Source organism: Guyparkeria sp. SB14A (assembly GCF_005096345.1).
Lineage (GTDB): Bacteria > Pseudomonadota > Gammaproteobacteria > Halothiobacillales > Halothiobacillaceae > Guyparkeria > Guyparkeria hydrothermalis.
In genome coordinates, this window is sequence record NZ_SWAW01000008.1 from 4,596 (window position 1) to 22,129 (window position 17,534).

General features: G+C 67.9%; 17 protein-coding genes. 2 read left to right on the forward strand and 15 right to left on the reverse strand.

From position 1 onward, the window contains the following. The first annotated feature begins 1 nt into the window (after window position 1). Window positions 2-277 carry a multidrug efflux SMR transporter gene (locus FAZ79_RS04885; protein WP_247709495.1) on the forward strand — a complete coding sequence of 92 codons (276 nt, stop codon included), beginning with the start codon at window positions 2-4 and terminating at the stop codon, window positions 275-277. Here FAZ79_RS04885 and FAZ79_RS04890 read toward each other — a convergent pair. The 10 genes from FAZ79_RS04890 to FAZ79_RS04935 form a co-directional block, all read right to left on the reverse strand. Further along, on the reverse strand, window positions 258-2,978 hold the full coding sequence (locus tag FAZ79_RS04890) for a PAS domain S-box protein (protein ID WP_169303585.1): 2,721 nt from the start codon (window positions 2,976-2,978) through the stop codon (window positions 258-260). The two genes, FAZ79_RS04885 and FAZ79_RS04890, sit on opposite strands and share 20 nt — an antisense overlap. Next, window positions 2,968-3,930, reverse strand: a complete 963-nt coding sequence (locus FAZ79_RS04895) for an ABC transporter substrate-binding protein (RefSeq protein WP_136866863.1) — start codon at window positions 3,928-3,930, stop codon at window positions 2,968-2,970. The genes FAZ79_RS04890 and FAZ79_RS04895 overlap by 11 nt, the downstream gene beginning before the upstream one ends. Window positions 3,931-4,139: 209 nt before the next feature. Further along, the gene (locus FAZ79_RS04900) at window positions 4,140-4,790 is read right to left on the reverse strand and encodes a rhodanese-like domain-containing protein (protein ID WP_136866864.1); all 651 of its coding nucleotides are present in this window, start codon (window positions 4,788-4,790) and stop codon (window positions 4,140-4,142) included. Between the two features lie 96 nt (window positions 4,791-4,886). After that, complete coding sequence (locus tag FAZ79_RS04905) at window positions 4,887-6,236, reverse strand: UDP-glucose/GDP-mannose dehydrogenase family protein (protein ID WP_136866865.1); 1,350 nt, start codon at window positions 6,234-6,236, stop codon at window positions 4,887-4,889. Then, window positions 6,233-6,796, reverse strand: a complete 564-nt coding sequence (yjgA, locus tag FAZ79_RS04910; protein ID WP_136866866.1) for a ribosome biogenesis factor YjgA — start codon at window positions 6,794-6,796, stop codon at window positions 6,233-6,235. The genes FAZ79_RS04905 and yjgA overlap by 4 nt, the downstream gene beginning before the upstream one ends. A 99-nt stretch (window positions 6,797-6,895) precedes the next feature. After that, window positions 6,896-7,384 (reverse strand): TspO/MBR family protein, encoded by a 489-nt coding sequence (locus tag FAZ79_RS04915; protein WP_136866867.1) that lies wholly within the window; start codon window positions 7,382-7,384, stop codon window positions 6,896-6,898. Window positions 7,385-7,469: 85 nt separating this feature from the next. Next, the gene (locus FAZ79_RS04920; RefSeq protein WP_136866868.1) at window positions 7,470-8,609 is read right to left on the reverse strand and encodes a tRNA pseudouridine(13) synthase TruD; all 1,140 of its coding nucleotides are present in this window, start codon (window positions 8,607-8,609) and stop codon (window positions 7,470-7,472) included. Next, window positions 8,602-9,645, reverse strand: a complete 1,044-nt coding sequence (pyrC, locus tag FAZ79_RS04925) for a dihydroorotase (protein ID WP_136866869.1) — start codon at window positions 9,643-9,645, stop codon at window positions 8,602-8,604. The genes FAZ79_RS04920 and pyrC overlap by 8 nt, the downstream gene beginning before the upstream one ends. Window positions 9,646-9,705: 60 nt before the next feature. Beyond that, entirely contained in the window at window positions 9,706-10,200 is a 495-nt protein-coding gene (locus FAZ79_RS04930) for a DsrE family protein (RefSeq protein WP_136866870.1), read from the reverse strand. A gap of 165 nt (window positions 10,201-10,365) precedes the next feature. After that, window positions 10,366-11,931 (reverse strand): glycosyltransferase family 39 protein, encoded by a 1,566-nt coding sequence (locus tag FAZ79_RS04935; RefSeq protein ID WP_169303586.1) that lies wholly within the window; start codon window positions 11,929-11,931, stop codon window positions 10,366-10,368. Between the two features lie 166 nt (window positions 11,932-12,097). Between FAZ79_RS04935 and FAZ79_RS04940 the strand changes: the two genes are divergently transcribed. After that, a complete protein-coding gene (locus FAZ79_RS04940) occupies window positions 12,098-13,126 on the forward strand; it encodes a quinone-dependent dihydroorotate dehydrogenase (RefSeq protein ID WP_136866872.1) in 1,029 nt (342 codons plus the stop codon). 13 nt (window positions 13,127-13,139) lie between these two features. On the opposite strand, the gene FAZ79_RS04945 is transcribed toward FAZ79_RS04940, so the two are convergent. The 5 genes from FAZ79_RS04945 to hemA all read right to left on the reverse strand — a co-directional run. Beyond that, the gene (locus FAZ79_RS04945) at window positions 13,140-13,895 is read right to left on the reverse strand and encodes a molybdopterin-synthase adenylyltransferase MoeB (RefSeq protein ID WP_136866873.1); all 756 of its coding nucleotides are present in this window, start codon (window positions 13,893-13,895) and stop codon (window positions 13,140-13,142) included. A gap of 119 nt (window positions 13,896-14,014) precedes the next feature. Further along, entirely contained in the window at window positions 14,015-14,431 is a 417-nt protein-coding gene (locus FAZ79_RS04950; protein WP_136866874.1) for a hypothetical protein, read from the reverse strand. Between the two features lie 178 nt (window positions 14,432-14,609). After that, window positions 14,610-15,497: a peptide chain release factor N(5)-glutamine methyltransferase gene (gene prmC, locus FAZ79_RS04955; protein WP_136866875.1), complete on the reverse strand. Its 888-nt coding sequence runs from the start codon at window positions 15,495-15,497 to the stop codon at window positions 14,610-14,612. A gap of 13 nt (window positions 15,498-15,510) precedes the next feature. Continuing rightward, the gene (gene prfA, locus FAZ79_RS04960) at window positions 15,511-16,602 is read right to left on the reverse strand and encodes a peptide chain release factor 1 (protein WP_136866876.1); all 1,092 of its coding nucleotides are present in this window, start codon (window positions 16,600-16,602) and stop codon (window positions 15,511-15,513) included. Between the two features lie 84 nt (window positions 16,603-16,686). After that, window positions 16,687-17,534, reverse strand: an 848-nt coding sequence (gene hemA, locus FAZ79_RS04965; protein WP_136866877.1) for a glutamyl-tRNA reductase, incomplete at its 5' end; no start/stop codon positions are given.

Sequence of the window (17,534 nt, forward strand, 5' to 3'; positions counted from 1 at the left end):
CGTGGCCACCAACGCGCTCAAGGCAACGGATGGCTTTACTCGGCTAGGACCGAGCGCACTGGCAATCGCGGGCTACGGTGGTGCGTTCTTTTGCCTCGCGCTCGCCCTGCGGAGCATTCCGGTCGGGGCGGCCTACGCCATCTGGGCCGGGGTGGGAATCGCTCTCGTCGCCCTGGTGGCGGCAGTTGTCTACCGGGAAGTACCCGACCTACCCACCTTGCTGGGCATGGGGTTGATCGTGGCTGGCGTCGTATTAATCAGCCTTTCGGCAAACTAGCGTAGCGATAGGCCCGGTTGCGCCCGCCGGCCTTGGCCTGATACATGGCCTCGTCGGCCTGCTTGAGCAGGATCTCGTCGTCGAGAACGCCTTCCTGCGGGTAGAAGGTATAGCCGATGCTCGCCGTGACCTGCAGCGTCGCCCCCTCGATCCGACGCTCGCGGGCCGCCGTCTGGACCAGCCGGTTGATGATCGGCTCGGCATCCGCCTCCTGGTCGAGGCCGCTCAGGATGATGACGAACTCGTCGCCGCTGATGCGCGACAGGGTGTCGGTCTCGCGCAGCTGGGCACCGAGGTCCTTGGCCACGTCGATCAGGAGCTTGTCGCCCATGTCGTGGCCGTGCTCGTCGTTGACCGCCTTGAATCCGTCGAGATCGAGGAAGGCCAGCGCCAGGGTGCCGTGATTGCGGCGTGCCGCCGCCATGGCCTGCCGGAGGCGATCGGCCATCAGCACGCGGTTGGGCAGGCCGGTCAGGGCATCGTGGTTGGCCCGGTGCTCGAGCTCGCGCTGGTAGTTCTTGATGTCGGTGATGTCCGAGGCCAGCGCGATGTAGTTGCGCGGTCGGCCCTCGGCGTCGTGCACCAGGCTGATGGTCAGCCGCTCGGCGAACAGCTCGCCACTCTTGTGCCGGTTCCACAGCTCGCCGCTCCAGTAGCCGGCGGTGCGCAGGCGCTCGCGCATGTGGCGATAGAACTCGCGATCGTGGGTGCCGGACTGCAGGAACTTCGGCGTGTGGCCGATCACCTCGTCGCGGCGCCAGCCGGTCATCTCGGTGAACGCGGCGTTGACGTCGATGATGCGCGCGTCCAGATCGGTGATCAGGATGGCCTCGCGGGCGTGCACGAACACCGAGGCGGCCAGTTGCAGGTCCTGCTCCATCTGCTTGCGGGCGGTGATGTCCTGGTGCGTGCCCCACATGCGCCGCGGCTCGTCCGCCTCGGTCCATTCCAGCACCCGGCCGCGCGTGAGCACCCAGACCCAGTCACCGTCCCGGTGCTGCATGCGGACCTCGGCCTCGAACTCGTCCCGCTCGCGCCGGAAACAGGCCTGCAGGGCCGCGTCGGCCCGCTCCAGGTCGTCCGGGTGGACCAGGCCCTTCCAGGTTTCGATGGTGGTGGGCTCGAGATCCGGGAGTCGATACCCGAGCATCTCGGCCCAGCGCGCGTTGAATACCGTCTCGCCGGTCTGGATGTTCCATTCCCAGGTGCCGACGTTGGTGGCCTCGATCACGTTGCCCAGGCGTTCGCGTTCGCGCTCGAGCGCCTGCTCGGCCCGTTCGCGCTCGGTGATGTCGTGGACGATCACGAACATCCGGCCGCGGTGGCGGTGATCGGTCAGCGGGGTGACGTGCACCTCGACGCGACGCTCCTCGCCCGAGCGCAGCCGGTGGGTATGCAGATGGCAGTGACCGCCGGTGATCCCGCCCCGGCAGACCTCCTCGAACTGCCGGCAGCGGTGCGCCCAGAGCCGGTCGATCGGATGACCGACCAGTTCCTCGCGCGGCCAGCCGTAGAATCCGGCCGCGGCCTGGTTGGCATCCAGGATCTCGCCGCTCTCGAAATCGATCAGCAAAAGTACCGAGGCGTTGTCCTCGAAAAAGCGCCGGAAACGCTCCTCGCTGCGACGCAGGGCGATCTGGCGGAACACCAGCGCCACGGTCAGCAACCCGACCAGCACCATCGCCAGCGCCAGGATCAGCAGCTCGTTGCGGTGCTGTGCCCAGATATCGGCCCAGGTGATGTCGTTGGCGCGCTCGAACGGCGGCAGACCCAGCTCGCGCGTGACGCGCTCGACCGGCAGGTAGTCGGCCGGCGGGCCAAAGCCGGCAATGCCGGCCGTCTGGGCGGCCGGATCGTTGACATTGAGGCTGAACAGCGCCGCGGCAATCTGGCGTTCCAGCGCCAGCCCGACGTGGGGCATGGTCACCAGCGGCCACTCGGGGTAGAGCCGGGTCGAGACCAGGTAGGGGTAGTCGCCCAGGTGCTGACGGTTGAGGACCTTGAGCGCCCGCGGCTCGATGTCGCCGCGATCGATCAGGTCCTGCAGCACACCGGTGCGGATGAAGCCCGCCTCGGCCTGGCCGTCGAGCACGGCACGCACCACCGCGTCGTGACTGCCGAGGAAATCGAACATCGCCGATTCGCGCAGGTCGACGCCGGCCTCGAGCGCCTCGAACAGCGGCGCCTGGTAGCCGCCGAGAAACCGTTCCCCGGGCGCGGCGATCACGCGCCCGGCCAGGTCGGCCAGGTCGTTGATCTCGGCGGAATCGCGCCGCGCGATGATTACCCCGCCCAGGCTGCGGGTGGTGCGGTCGCGGTGCTGGGTGACCAGGGTGCCCAGCACACCGGAGAGCGCATTCTCGCTGCGCACCAGCTCATAGTGGGTGGGCGAGGTCAGCAGCAGGTCGATCTCGTTACGCTGGATCGCCCGGTCGAGGTCGTCGAGGTCGAGCACGCGCATCTCGAATTCGGCCGACTCGATCGACTCGTTGAGGTAGTCGACCAGCGGCCCGAAGCGCAGCTCCATCAGGGGCACCGGGCGAACGGCGAAGATGCCCAGCACCAGCCGTTCGCCGGGCGCGGCCAGCGTGAGCAAGGGTGTGCTCACCAGCACGCACAGGGTCAGCCCGCGCAGGAGTCTCGCCGCGAGGGCGGCGACCCCGCCGCGGTTGGCATGCCCGTCGGTCCGATCAGATTGCACGCGCGTGCCTCCGCGGCAGGAAGGCATCCGTGAACCAGTCGCCTTGCAAGCCGCCCGACGTGCCGATCCGGCGCTGGAGCTCGGCCGCGGCGACGGTCAGGCGCGAACCGGCACTGAGATAGCGCTGGTTGGCGCGTCGGTCGGGCAGCAGGACACCACCCAGGGCCTGGCGCACGTCGTCAGGCGAGACGGATTCCACGTCGGCGATCCGGTAGAGGGCATCCTGGCGGTTGAAACGCAGATGTTCGAGCGCCCGGAAATGTGCGTCGATCAGGCCGAGCAGGGTGTGCTCGACGTGGTCGATGCAATCGCGACGCACGGCGAACACGTCGAAGATGGTGTCGGGGAAGTCGCGGCTGTCGGCCATGCGCACGGCACCGAGGCGACGCAATCGGGCGACCGTGGGCTCGTAGCTGACCAGCGCCTCCACGTCGCCGGCCTCCCAGGCGGCCACGTGACTGTCGATCGGCAAGTCCACCACGGTGACCTGCTCGCGGCCCAGGCCGGCCTTTTCCAGTACCCGGTCGAGCAGCATGGCACCCACCGCCGAGCCCTCCGCCCCGATGCGCTTGCCTTCCAGCTGCTCCAGGCGCTTGATCGATTCGTTGACCACCAGCGCATCCGCCCCGGCCGAGACGTTGAACACCATCACCACCACCAGGTCCATGCCCTGCACGCGCGCGCGGATCACTTCGTCAAGGGTCAGGGCGGCGGCATCGGCCTCGTGTTTCTGCAGGGCGGCAAGCGACTCGGAGGCCGACTGGCGCCGGGTGAGCGTGGCCGCCTCGGGCAACCAGGCGAAGCGTTCGGCCAAATACAGGGTCTCGTAGCCGACCCAGGGGTGGTAGGAGACGCGCAAGGGATCGTCCTGCCGACACCCGCCAAGAAACGGGATCATTCCCGAGACGCCAAGGGCAAGCGGGGTCAGGGCGAGAAAACGTCGACGATCCATGCGTGGCGTGGTCCAAAGCGGCCGTCGATTGGCCGGATAGTTAAGGGCATACGCCCGAGCGAATCCACTATATCAACCGACAATTTCCGGGCAACCAGTAGCCGGCTACGCATTCCCGCCCCGCCATACCGGGCTGTTGCGCCCACGCAAAAAACCCACGTCGATGACGTGGGTTTCTACCTTGGGAAACTCTTGGGCCCGAGACCCAATCAGGGCTCGACGGTGGTCAACCCCAGGGTGTGCCAGAGCTGCATGCCGCCCCGGTACCAGTAGATCTTGTCGGCCGGGTAGCCCATGCCGACCATCGCCCGGATATTGGTCGGCGACTGGCCGCACCAGGGGCCGTTGCAGAACAGCACCAGCTTCTTGGCGTCCCGGAAGTCGAACAGGCCGTCGGTCTTCTTGACGCCGAACTCGTCAATCAGCAGCGTCTCGGCGACGAACGGATCGAAGGTCGATGCCTCCGGATGGAGCTGTGTCCACGGGATGTTCTGCGCGCTGGGGATGGTGCCCTTGTTGTACCAGTCCGGGGTGCGCGAATCGATCAGCAGGAATTCGTCCTCGCCCATCGCGCGGTCGGCGAGCATTTCCAGGAGCTCGATCTCGCCGATGGTGTGCACGCCGGGCAGCAACTGCATGGGCTGGACGCAGAACGGCGGGCATTCGCGACTGGTCTGGGTGTAGTCCTCGGCGATGCGGCTGTCCGGGTCCTGGTCGCGCTTGATCACGACCTCTTTGCCCTCGTGCATCACGGTGACCGATTCGAGGTCAGGGGTAACCTTGACCTTCATTTCCTCGGCGCTCACCACGCCGGCGGCGGCGAGCAGTGTCGCGCCGATCAACCAGGCTGGCTGTTTCATGGCTTGCCTCCCCTTTCTTGAAATCTACCGGGGAGTCTAGGCGGGAGAGCCGGGACTTGCAGATCGGCGGATGGCCGGTCCGCCGATACGGGCGGCTCAGGCGAGCCGCTGGACCGACTCGCCCCGCCCGATGCCGTAGTAGTGCCAGCCCTCGGCCTTGAGGCGCTCGGGGTCGTAGAGGTTGCGCCCGTCGACGATCACCGGCTCGGTGAGCGACTCGCGCATCAAGGCGAAGTCCGGGGCACGGAAGGCCTTCCACTCGGTGCAGATCACCAGGGCATCGGCGCCCTTGAGCGCGGCATCGCGCGTGCCCACCAGGGCGAGGTCGTCGCGGTGGCCGTAGATGCGCTGGGTTTCCTCCATGGCCTCCGGGTCGAAGGCCTGCACCTTCGCCCCCGCCGCCCAGAGCGATTCCATCAGCGTGCGCGACGGGGCCTCGCGCATGTCGTCGGTGTTGGGCTTGAAGGCCAGCCCCCACAGGGCAAAGGTCTTGCCGGCCAGTGCCTCGACGCTGCCGTAGTGGGCGACCAGCATCTCGAACGGGCGGTGCTTCTGGCGACGGTTGACCGCCTCGACGGCGTCGAGGAGCAACGGCTCATGGTCGACCGAATGGGCGATGCGCGAGAGCGCCTGCACGTCCTTGGGGAAGCACGAGCCACCGTAGCCGCAGCCGGGATAGATGAAGTGATAGCCGATGCGCGGGTCGGAACCGATGCCGAGACGCACGTTCTCGATGTCCGCCCCGAGTCGTTCGGCGAGGTTCGCCAATTCGTTCATGAAGCTGATCTTGGTCGCCAGCATGGCGTTGGCCGCGTACTTGGTCAGCTCGGCCGAGCGCAGGTCCATCACGATCACACGATCGTGGTTGCGGTTGAACGGCGCGTAGAGCTCGCGCATCACCGCCTCGCTGTGCGGGTCAGAGGTGCCGACGATGATGCGGTCGGGCTTCATGAAATCGTTGACCGCCGCGCCTTCCTTGAGGAATTCGGGGTTGGAGACGACATCGAAGGCGAGGTCCACGCCGCGGCGGGCGAGTGTCTCGGCGACCACCTCGCGCACCTGGTCGCCGGTGCCCACCGGCACGGTCGACTTGTCGATGATGATCTTGGGCGCCTCCATGTGCTCGGCGATGGTCGCGGCCACGGCACGCACGTACTGGAGATCCGCCGAGCCGTCCTCGTCGGGCGGCGTGCCCACGGCGATGAACTGCAGCTCGCCGAAGGCGACCCCCTTGGCGGCATCGGTGGTGAAGTGCAGGCGGCCCTGCTCGTGGTTCTCGCGCACGATCGGCTCGAGACCGGGTTCGTAGATCGGGATGATGCCGTCGTTCAGGCGCTCGATCTTGCCCGGATCGACGTCCACGCAGGTGACCTCGTGACCCACCTCGGCCAGGCACGCCCCCGTGACCAGACCGACGTAGCCGGTGCCGAAAATCGTGACCTTCATGCTTGATTCGTTCCTTCGTCGTTCATGTCCCCGGCCGCCTCGATCACGTCGCGCACCTCGAGAAACAGGGCGCGGCTGGCCTTGCCGTATTCCTCGCGCGCGGCCTCGGTCCGGGCCGAGCGCTGCAGCTGACGCAGGTGCTGGACGTCGACGGCCGGGTAGCTGTCTATAAAGCGGGTAATCGCCTCGTGGTCCTCGATCAGCGCGTCACGCCAGGCCTCGGCCTGCATCTGCCGGCGCTGGTTTTCCGGCGAGTTGGGGTCGAGCCGACGCAGGGCCGTTTCGATGGCCTCGACGTCCTCCTCGCGCATCAGGCGGCCGATGTACTGGCGCTGGCGCTTGGCCGCGCCCCGCGAGCGAGTCGCCTTGAGCTGGTCGACCGCGTCGCGCAGGCGATCGGTGATCGGCAGGCGGTCGAGCGCCTCGCTGTCCAGCTCGGCCAGCCCCACGCCCAGCGCCTGGGCGGCGTGCGCCTCGCGCTTGACCTGGGACTTGCTCGGGCCGAGGTATTCCTCGTCGTGCTCGCCGATCGAATCGGGCGGCAGGTGGTGCTCGGACATGGGTCGCTCCCGGCGATGGACGTCAAAGGCGGGATTCTACCCAATTCCGAGCCGGTGTCGGCGCCCGCCGGTCCGTTACTCCGACCCGCAGCCTGGCGGTCAGACGTTACGGGGCGATGACTCGAACGGGTTGAGCTTCCAGATGCGCGCGTTGAGCAACGCGGCGAAGGCGACCCAGAACCAGTAGGGCACCAGCAGCCAGGCGGCAAGCGCGCTGACCTGGGCGAACAGCCCGATGGTGAGGCTCAGCACCAACCACAGCACCAGGATGTCGACGAGCCCGGCCACGATGCGCCGGCGACCGAAGAACAGCCAGGACCAGGCGGCGTTGAACAGCAGTTGGACGAGGTAGAGGATCAGGCCGGCCCTGCGGGCGGTCGACTCGTCGGCCATGAATACCCGCCAGGCAGCCACCGCCATCAGGAGATAGAGCACCGCCCAGGCGATGGGAAAGACCTTGTCCGGCGGCGTCCACGACGGCTTGGCCAGTTCGCGGTACCAGCCATCGGGGCGGAAGATACCGCCGGTCAGGGCGGTGAGCGCGACCAGGACGATCGATCCCATCAGGACCGCGATGGATTCGAGCATGGGAGTCTCCCCTCAGCGATTCGTTGGCATGAGCCTAGTCGTCACGACCGCCCCGTGCCGCGAAGCGACCGCGAACCACGTGGACTCAATCGGACGACGTCACGGTGAAAAGCTCGGCGACCAGTTCGGTGGCGTAGCTGCCCGGCGGCAGGGAAAACGCGAGTTCGACCGCGCCGTCCTCGACCCCGTACTCGAGGTCGGTTACGCGTACGGCCAGTGGACGACGGTCGGCCTCCACCCGCCAATCGCTCAGCCATTGCCGCCAGGTCGCCTCGCCGAACCGGGCCAGCATCTCGGTGGCCAGGGCATTCTCGCGGGCCGCCACCCCATCACCCGCCGGGGAGGCACCCTCGCCCCACAACGGGCCGGTGGGCATGACGTCGCCCTGCGCCAGCCGCGCCTCGAGCACGTCGAGCTCGTCGGCCTCGGCGAGGAAACGGCTGCGCGAACCGGCCAGTTGCAGCAGGTCACCGGGCTCGACCCGGTCGATGCCACCGCTGGCAACCCGGTCGGCCAGCACGCGGTCGAAGATCGCCGAGCGCAGCGTGGACAGCAACCAGTTGCGCGCCTGGCGCTTGGGGCGCCCCGTCCGGATGCCCTGGCCCCACTCGACCAGGCCGCGCAGGTTGCCGAAATACCGCCCGTAGCGCTGTTCGCCGAAGTAGTTGGCCATGCCGCGCGAGGCGAGACCCGGGGCCCGTTCGGCCAGGTACCCCGCCAGGTCGGGCGCCTCGCTCTCGTGGACGGGCGCGACGTCGTGCAGGCGCAAGCGGAATCGATTGGCGCGGTGGGTGCCACGGCGCAGTTTTCGATCATGGCGATCGAGCGCCAGCAGGCCGACGCCCGCCTCCGCGCAGGCCCGTTCGAAGGCCGCCGGATCGAAGGATTCGTGCGGAACGCTCAGCCACTGGGTGGTGACCGCGTGGCGATCCTTGAGCCCCGAAAAGCCGATGTCGCGCGCCCGCGTGCCGGTCACCTTGGCGATCCAGTCGACCAGCGCGCCGGTGGCCATGTCGCGCTTTTCCAGGCGCATCAGCCAGTGGTTGCCCGCCCCGCTGGGGTCAAAGCCGAGTTCCTCGTCCACGCGGAAGGACTCCGGGCTCTGCTTGAGCCCGGCCTGCCAGGCGGGTGAACCCGCAAGCCGCGGTCGCGCAGAGCCCGGCGCCCCCGGCCAGTCCAGCGGCGGCTGCACATCCGGCTGGCCGGCGCCGTCGACCTCACTCATCGACAAGCGTCGCGGTCCAGTCGATCGTCTCTCCGCTCAGGAACGGCACGACCACGTCGCCGCCGCAATCGATCGGTGCGGGGACCGTCTGGGCCTTGCGTTCCAGGCGCAGGCGACGCTCGTTGACCGGCAGGCCATAGAACCGTGGCCCGTTGAGGCTGGTGAACGCCTCGAGCCGATCGAGCGCGCCCAGCCGGTCGAAGACCTGGGCGTAGAGCTCGACGGCCACCGGCGCGGTGAAGGCCCCGGCACAGCCGCAGGCCGACTCCTTGGCGCCCTTGGGGTGCGGGGCGCTGTCGGTGCCCATGAAGAACTTGCCGGACGGATCGACCGCCGCCTCGAGCAGCGCCTCGCGATGCTTCTCGCGCTTGAGGATCGGCAGGCAGTAGTAATGCGGGCGGATCCCGCCGGCGAGCATCGCGTTGCGGTTGAACATCAGGTGGTGCGCGGTGATGGTCGCGCCGAGGCGTTCGCCCTGGGAGCGCACGAAGGCCACGGCCTGGGCGGTGGTGATGTGCTCCATCACGACGCGCAGGTTGGGGTAACGTTCGAGCATGGGCTTGAGCACGCGCTCGATGAACACCGCCTCGCGATCGAAGATGTCGACCGCCGGGTCGACCACCTCGCCGTGCACGCACAACGGGAGGCCGGTGCGTTCCAGCGCCGCGAGCACCGATTCGATCGCCAGCGGATCGGTGACCCCGTTCTCGGAGTTGGTGGTGGCCCCGGCCGGGTAGAGCTTGACCGCGTGGACATGCGGATCGGCCGCGGCCTGCTCGATGTCGGCGGCCGTGGTGCGATCGGTCAGGTACAGGGTCATCAACGGCTCGAACCCGCTGTCCGGGCCAAGCGCGGCCAGGATACGGTCGCGGTAGGCCCGCGCCTCGCTCACGCTGGTCACGGGCGGCACCAGGTTGGGCATGATGATCGCCCGGCTGCACTGGCGCGCGGAGTAGCCGGCGACGGCGTCGAGCATCGCCCCGTCGCGCAGGTGTAGGTGCCAGTCGTCCGGCTGGCGAATAATCAGTTCATCCACAGACAATCCTTAATGGGATCAATGGGTTTAAATGGGTTGTTCGCGTGGATTGATAAATCCTTACCAGGCGATGTACGCGTAGCCGTCTTCCTGGTATTCCATCAGGGCCGCGGCACCGACCTGCTCGATGCGAGCGAACTCCCGGATGTCGTCCGCGCTGTAGCCCACGGTATCCATGGTGTTGCCGCAGGCGATCCACTCGACGTCGTAGTTCTTGGCGAATCCCTCGACGCGGGCATAGATCTCCTCGTCGACTTCGCGCTTGGGCTCCTTGGCCAGGATGTGGATGCCCTTGGCGAAGCAGGCCACGGCGATCTTCACGTTGCCGCCGTACTTGCCGATCATGGCGTTCATCGAGTTGAGCACGTGGGTCTGGTAGTCCACGTCGCCGTGGTTGAGCTGGTAGATCACCTTGTGTGCCGGCTCGTCACCCGGGAAGAACAACTCCTCGTCGCCACCGCCGTCCTGCGCCTGTGCGCGCCCCAGGCCGAACGCGGCGCCGGCACCGGCCATGACGGTCATGAAACGGCGTCGATTCTTGAGAAAATCCTGCATGCCTCTACCTCTCTCATCCACAGCCCCTCGATCTATCGGGGTCTGCCATCGTGGGTCCGAACGATCCGTCGATTACGCTTCCATGGCCTACCGTGACGGCCATGGAATCATGGTAGCCCATTAACGATTCAAGGACGGCCTTCCCGGGCCGGCCAGCTAACGGGGTCAATCGCTGGAGCCAACCCGCATCAGCACGTAGCCGCCCTTCGCGTACAACACCTCGCCGGGCGTGCGCTCGGCCCGCTCGCTGCGGGTCAGCAGAAGGTCGCCCTCCCGCACCTCGCGCCGCTCGACCACCTTCTGCGCATAGACACCGAAGCTCGGCATGTTCATGTCGCGCATCACCAGCGGCCCCGGCAGATCACGCGCCATCAGGCCCGCATCGCGCACCGGCCCCTGCTGCATCTGGCCCACGGCGTTGAGCACCAACGCGTTGACCACCAGCGCGCAGGACAGTGCCACCGGGATCATCACCTTGGGCAGCGACCACGTCCGCGCCAGACCGGCCGCGATGACCAGGGCCAGGGTGCCGCCGACGATGAGGTACCACGACACGCCGAAGAACCGGTCCCGCTCGGCGAGCATGTCCTGCACGTAGGACGGCTTGATCTGGTCGAAGTTGATTTCCACCAGCCAGGGCAACAGCAGGACGAACAACAGGAACAGCGCCGGCGGCACCAGATGCAACCACCGGTGCCGGATGTGCGGCAGGTGGGAGGCCATTACCAGCATCAGGCCCACCAGACCGTAGTTGAGGTAATGCGGCAGCTTGGTGCCGGAAAACGAGAACAGTAGCAGCGTCAGGCCGAACCAGATCCAGCCGAAGCGGCGCAGCGCCAGCGGCAACGAGGCCGGCTTGCCGTAGGCCGCCTGCCAGTCGCTGGGCAGGTAACGCAACGCGGTGAGCACCGCCCCGGTGAATGGCAACAGGGCGACCAGGGTGACCACCGGGTAGTACCACAGGCCACCGGAATGGCCTTCCATCGGCTCGTCAAACCGGCTGACGTTGTTCTTGAGGAAGAACTCGTCGATGAAGTACTGGCCGTGTTCGATCCAGACGGCGATGTACCACGGCAGCGCCACGGCGAGAAAGATCAGAATGCCCTGCCAGTCGAGCACCGCCCGCCACCAGTCGCGCCCGCGCGCCGTGACCAGGTAGAACGCGAAGCTCGCCAGCGCCGGAATGACCACCGCCACCGGCCCCTTGGTGAGAAACCCCAGTCCCATCGCCAGGTAGGCCCAGCGCACCCAGCGCCGTTCGCCGCTCACCCAGTGATTGAAGGTGGCGAACACCGCGGCGGTGAGAAACAACAGCAGCACGGCATCGGAAATCGCCGCCTTGCCGACCACGGTGGTCATCAGCGAGGTGGCCGCGATCAACCCGGCAAAGAAGGCCGAGCGGCCACCCAGATACCGGTCGGCAAAGGCATAGATCAGCCCTACCCAGGCCGCCGAGGCGAGTACCGACGGCAAGCGGAAGGCCCACTCGGTGAACCCGAACACCCCGACCGAGGCGGCCTGCAACCAGTAGATCAGCACCGGCTTGGCAAAGCGCGGCTCCTCGTTGAGGTACGGCGTGAGGAAGTCGCCACGCTCGAACATCGCCCAGGTCGCGCCGGTGAACGCCCCCTCGTCGAGGTCGAACAGGGGCAGGCTGGCAATGCCCCAGACGTAGCCGATCGCGACGGCCACGGCCAGGACGATCAGGTGAAAACGGCGGGAATCGAGCATGGTGGTCGGTCTCATCACGAGCGGGTGGCCGGCGGGTGACCCGGTGGGCACTGGCGCGGGAGTATATCAATCGCCGCGCGGGGTTCCGCCGCTGGCCGACAAATCTCGTTACAATGAGCGCTCCCGGTCATCGACCCGCCGCATCCAGCCTGCAGACACGAGTTCCATGGACCTGTATCCCCTCCTTCGCCCCCTGCTGTTCCGCCTCGATCCGGAAACGGCCCACCGCGTCACGCTGACCCTGCTCGATCTGGCGGCCCGCACGCCGTGGTGCGGGATGCAGCGTCGCGGGGTCCCGGCGGACCCAACCACCGTCATGGGCCTGGACTTCCCCAACCGGGTCGGACTGGCCGCCGGCCTGGACAAGAACGCCGCGCACATCGCCGGCCTGTCCTGCCTGGGCTTCGGCTTTCTCGAGGTGGGCACGCTGACCCCGCGCGCCCAGCCGGGCAATCCCGCGCCGCGCCTGTTCCGACTCACCGACGCCGAGGCCCTGATCAACCGGATGGGATTCAACAACGACGGTATCGAGTCGGCGTTGGCGAACATCGCCGCCGCGCCGCGTACCGTGCCGCTGGGCATCAACCTGGGCAAGAACTTCGACACCCCGATCGAGGCGGCACTCGACGATTACCGCGCCGGGCTGGCCGCCGTCTATGACCAGGCCGACTACGTCATCATCAACATCTCCTCGCCCAACACCGCCAACCTGCGCAACCTCCAGGGCGGCGAGGCCTTCACCGCGCTGCTCGCCGGACTGGCCGAGGAACGCGAACGCCTGCGCGACGAGAGCGGGCGTCACGTGCCGCTGGCAATCAAGATCGCCCCGGACATCGAGGACGAGGAGTTCCCGGCACTGGTCGACGCGCTGGTCGCCCACGGGATCGATGCGGTGATCGCCACCAATACGACCATCGGGCGACCGCTGGTCTCGGGCCTGCCGCAGGCCGACGAAGCCGGCGGGCTCTCCGGCCGCCCGGTACGGGAGCGCTCGACCGAGGTGATCGCCGCCCTGCGCGAGCGCCTGCCGGACGATTTCCCGATCATCGGGGTGGGTGGTATCGATTCGGGAGAAGCGGCGCTGGAGAAGATCCGTGCCGGTGCCGATCTGGTGCAGGTCTACACCGGCCTCATCTACCGCGGGCCGCAACTGGTGCGCGACGTGGCCCGCGCCCTGGCCGAGTCCGACGACTAAGGACTACTCTGGCTCAACCGGCGCGGCGCGCGGCACACACCGGGCAGCCCGGGTCCTGGCGATATTTGACGGTGCGCCACTCGGCATCCTTGAGATCGAACAGCGCCAGTCGGCCGACCAGCGGCCGGCCGGCCCCGGCGAGCACCTTGATCGCCTCGGCCGCCTGCAGGCTGCCGATCATGCCCACCAGCGGCGAGAGCACGCCGGTCTCGGCGCAGCGCAACTCGTCCTCACCCTCCTCGCGGTACAGGCAGCGATAACAGGGGGCATCCGGGTCGCGGTGATCGAACACCGTCACCTGACCGGCCCACTGGATCGCCGCCCCGGAAACGAGCGGCACGCGCCGCTCGGCACACGCCGCGTTCAGCGCGAAGCGCAGATCGAAGTTGTCCGAGCAATCGACCACCAGGTCGACCCGTGCCACCGCCTCGGCCAGCCCCTCGCCCGCCAGTTTCTCCTCGACCGGGACCAGCCGCACCTCGGGGTTGATCTCGGCCAGACGCGCCGCGGCGGAGGCCACCTTGCTCTGCCCGACGCGCGCCTGGTCATGCACGATCTGACGCTGGAGGTTGGAGAGGTCGACCCGGTCGAAGTCGGCCAGGTGAAGCTCGCCCACCCCGCTCGCAGCGAGGTACATCGAGACGGGCGAGCCGAGCCCGCCCAGCCCGACGATCAGCACGCGGGCATCGAGCAGGCGCTCCTGCCCCTCGTAATCCAGTCCGTCGAGCATGATGTGGCGCCCGTAGCGCAGCAATTGGTCGTCTTTCATTGCCAGTGAATCGTCAGAATGAGTCGTCGTTACGTGCCGGAACGCAAATGCCCGGCCTGGGGCCGGGCATTGGTGCCGGAGGGAGTCGTCCGCCTGCGGCGCGATCGATTATCAGGTTCTTACAGGTAGTGGCGCCAGGGGTCGTCGGATCGGTCGCCCTGGTCCTCGACGTGTCGCTCACGAACCAGGCCCGCCTCGCCGGTCGGCCGGTATTTCTGCGGCGGCAGGTTGCAGCCGTCCAGCCCCAGGGCCTCGCGCTGGTTCTGCTCGGTGTAATCGACCAGGGCGCACTTGAGCTTCTCCAAGAGCGCGGCGTCGAGGTGAAAGCCCGAGGCCTGTAGCGCCTGGCGGATGGCCTTCAGGCAGATGCCGGACAGGTCGTACTCGACCTCGAGACAGAGCGGCCCGCGCCGTCTGGCCGCGATCACCCCCGGCAGCCACCGGGCGAACGCCTCCGCGGCTCGTGCCGGCTCACCTTCCTGGTGCGGGCCACGAAACCAGATTTCGTGCATCTTGATCAGTTGCTTGTCTTCCATGCCGGCGCCTTGCCTTCCGCCCTGTACGAGTCAAGACTAACGCAGTTAGGGAAGGTCTGCACGAATGCCATATCGCTCTGAGTGCCTTGATCACGAACGACTCACCAAGCCTTCAGTCGTATGGCATTCGTGCAGACCTTCCCTAGTCAGGCGAACCAAGATGGACGTATCGCGAGGATCAGCCGGGACGCCGCCCGCCGGTCACGCGCGGCTGCTTGCCGAGATCGCGCCGCGTCTCGATGGCCTCGAAACCGGCCTGGTCAAGCAGCGCCGCCACCGCGTCGGCCTGTTCGAACCCATGCTCGAACAAGAGCCAACCGCCCGGTCGCAAGACCGACGAGGCCTGCTCGACGATGCGCCGGTAGTCGGCCAGGCCGGCATCGGCGGCGACCAGGGCCTCGACCGGTTCGTGGCGCACGTCACCCAGACGCAGGTGCGGGTCGTCGGCGTCGATGTAGGGCGGATTGCTGACGATCAGATCGACCGATTCGGGGGCCACCGCGGACAGCCAGTCGCCCTGCCATATCCCCATGCCCACCGAGGCGCCCTGCTCGGCAAGAAAGGCGCGGTTCCGGGCCGCCAGTCGGGTCGCCGTCTCGCTGCGATCGACCGCGTGCACACAGGCAGCCGGCCGTTCGGCGGCGATCGACAGGCCGATCGCGCCCGTGCCCGTGCCCAGATCCAGCACGCAAGGAGCGGTCCGCTCGGGGAGCCGCTCGAGGGCCCACTCGACCAGGACCTCGGTGTCCGGCCGGGGAATCAGCACGCCCGGCGCGGTCTGGAAGCGATAGCGCCAGAAACCCCGTTCCCCGACCAGGTAGGCGACCGGCTCACCTGCCGCGCGCCGATCGCAGAGACGGTCGACGGCCGCGCGCGTGTCGGCGTCCAGGGGGCGGTCGCCCCGCAGCATCAGCGCCGTGGTATCCAGGCCGGTCACGAACCCGGCCAGCAGGCGGGCCTCGAACAAGGCCTCGCCCCGGTCGCAGCCGCGACCGGCGGCAATCCGTTCCGCCCCCCGGCGCAGCACAGTATCTAGGCTCTCGCCGGCACCCTCGTCCCCGATCACGCGCCTTCCTCGATCACATGCCGTCCTGGGCCAATGCCTCGAGCTGCTCGGCCTGGTCGGCCTGGCGCAGCGGCACCACCACCTGGGCGAGGTCGCCGTCGAGGATCTTGTCGAGCTGGTGGACCGTCAGGTTGATGCGGTGGTCGGTCACCCGCCCCTGCGGGAAGTTGTAGGTGCGGATACGGTCGGAACGATCGCCGCTTCCCACCAGGGCCTTGCGACTCGCCGCCGTCGCCGCCGCCTGTTCCCGGCGCGCCTCGTCGGCGAGCTTTGCCGCCAGCAGGTCCATGGCCCGGGCGCGGTTCTTGTGCTGGGAACGCTCCTCCTGACACTCGACCACCGTACCGGTGGGCAGGTGCGTGATGCGGATGGCCGAGTCGGTCTTGTTGACGTGCTGACCGCCGGCACCCGAGGCGCGGAACGTATCGACGCGCAGGTCGCCCGCGTTGATCTCCGGCGCCTCGGCGGCCGGGATCACCGGCATGACCGCCACGGTGGCCGCCGAGGTGTGGATGCGACCCTGGGTCTCGGTGACCGGCACGCGTTGCACGCGGTGCGCGCCGGACTCGAACTTCAGCCAGGCGTAGACGCCATCGCCGCTGACCCGACTGATCAATTCACGGTAACCGCCGTGCTCGCCCTCGGAGGCGGACAGCACCTCGACCTTCCAGCCCTGGGATTCGGCGAAGCGCCCGTACATGCGAAACAGGTCGCCGGCGAAGATGGCGGCCTCGTCACCGCCGGCCCCGGCGCGGATCTCGAGGAACACGTCGCCCTCGTCGTTCGGGTCCTCGGGCAGGAGCTGGCGCTCGATCTCCGCGTCCAGTTCGGCGTGGCGCGACTCGAGCTCGGCCAGTTCCTCGCGCGCCATCTCGGCCATGTCGGGATCATCGCCCTCGACCAGCGCGCGTGCCTCGGTCAGGTCGCGTTCGATGGCTCGATAGGCTTCGACATTCCTCACCAGCGATTCGAGCTTGGCGTATTCGCGCGACAGGCGCTGGAAGCGTTCCTGGTCGCCGATCACCTCGGGGTCGGCGAGCAGAGCGGTGACTTCCTCGAAACGTTCGACAAGGCTGTCGAGCCGGGCGGCCAGGGCGTGATGCATAGAGGGGATTCGGGTACGAAAAAGTGAGGGGAACGAACAGTCACAGGAGCGGCGCCCGGCCGAGTGGCGGGCGCAGGGCCTTTGCTAGCGCTCGCGGTCGTCGTTCGGATTGCGATTGCCCCACTGACCCACGGGCAAGGCGCGCTGGGCCAGCGACTCGGCGTCCTCGTCGAGGCCGACCACGTGGGAGACGCTCTGGACGGTGGCGAGATCGCCGCTGACACAGGCCTGGCGGAGCACCACCGTCGGCTGGTGGATCAGACGGTTGGTGAGCGTGCGGGCCAGGTAGTCGAGCGCCTCCTGCGGATCACGCCCCGACTGCATCATGGAGCGCGCCCGGGCGAGGGTTTCGTCGCGCATGGCCTCGGCACGACGCCGGTAGTTACGGATCAGCTCGGCGCCGGTCTGCAACTGCACCCATTGCAGGAAATGCTCGACCTGCACGTCGATGATCTCCTCGGCCTGCTCGGCGGCCTCGCGGCGGCTGCGCTGGCCCTCGTCGATCACCGTCTTGAGGTCGTCGACCGTGTAGAGATACACGTCCTGCAGGTTGCCCACCTGCGGCTCGATGTCGCGCGGCACGGCGATGTCGACCATGAAGATGGGGCGACGCTTGCGCTCGCGGATCGCCTGCTCGACCGCGCCCTTGCCGAGCACCGGCAGGGAACTGCCGGTCGAGGAGATCACGATGTCGGCCCGGTGCAGGTGGGCGGGGATGTCGCCCAGGCCGATGGCGCTGCCCTGGTACTGCTCGGCGAGCATGTGGGCACGCTCGATCGACCGGTTGGCGACGATCACCTTGGTCAGGCCGGCCGACTGCAGGTGGCGCGCGCACAGCTCGATCGTCTCGCCGGCACCGATCAGCAGCGCGGTCTTTTCCTCGAGCGAACCGAAGATCTGGCGCGCCAGGCTCACGGCGGCGAAGGCCACGA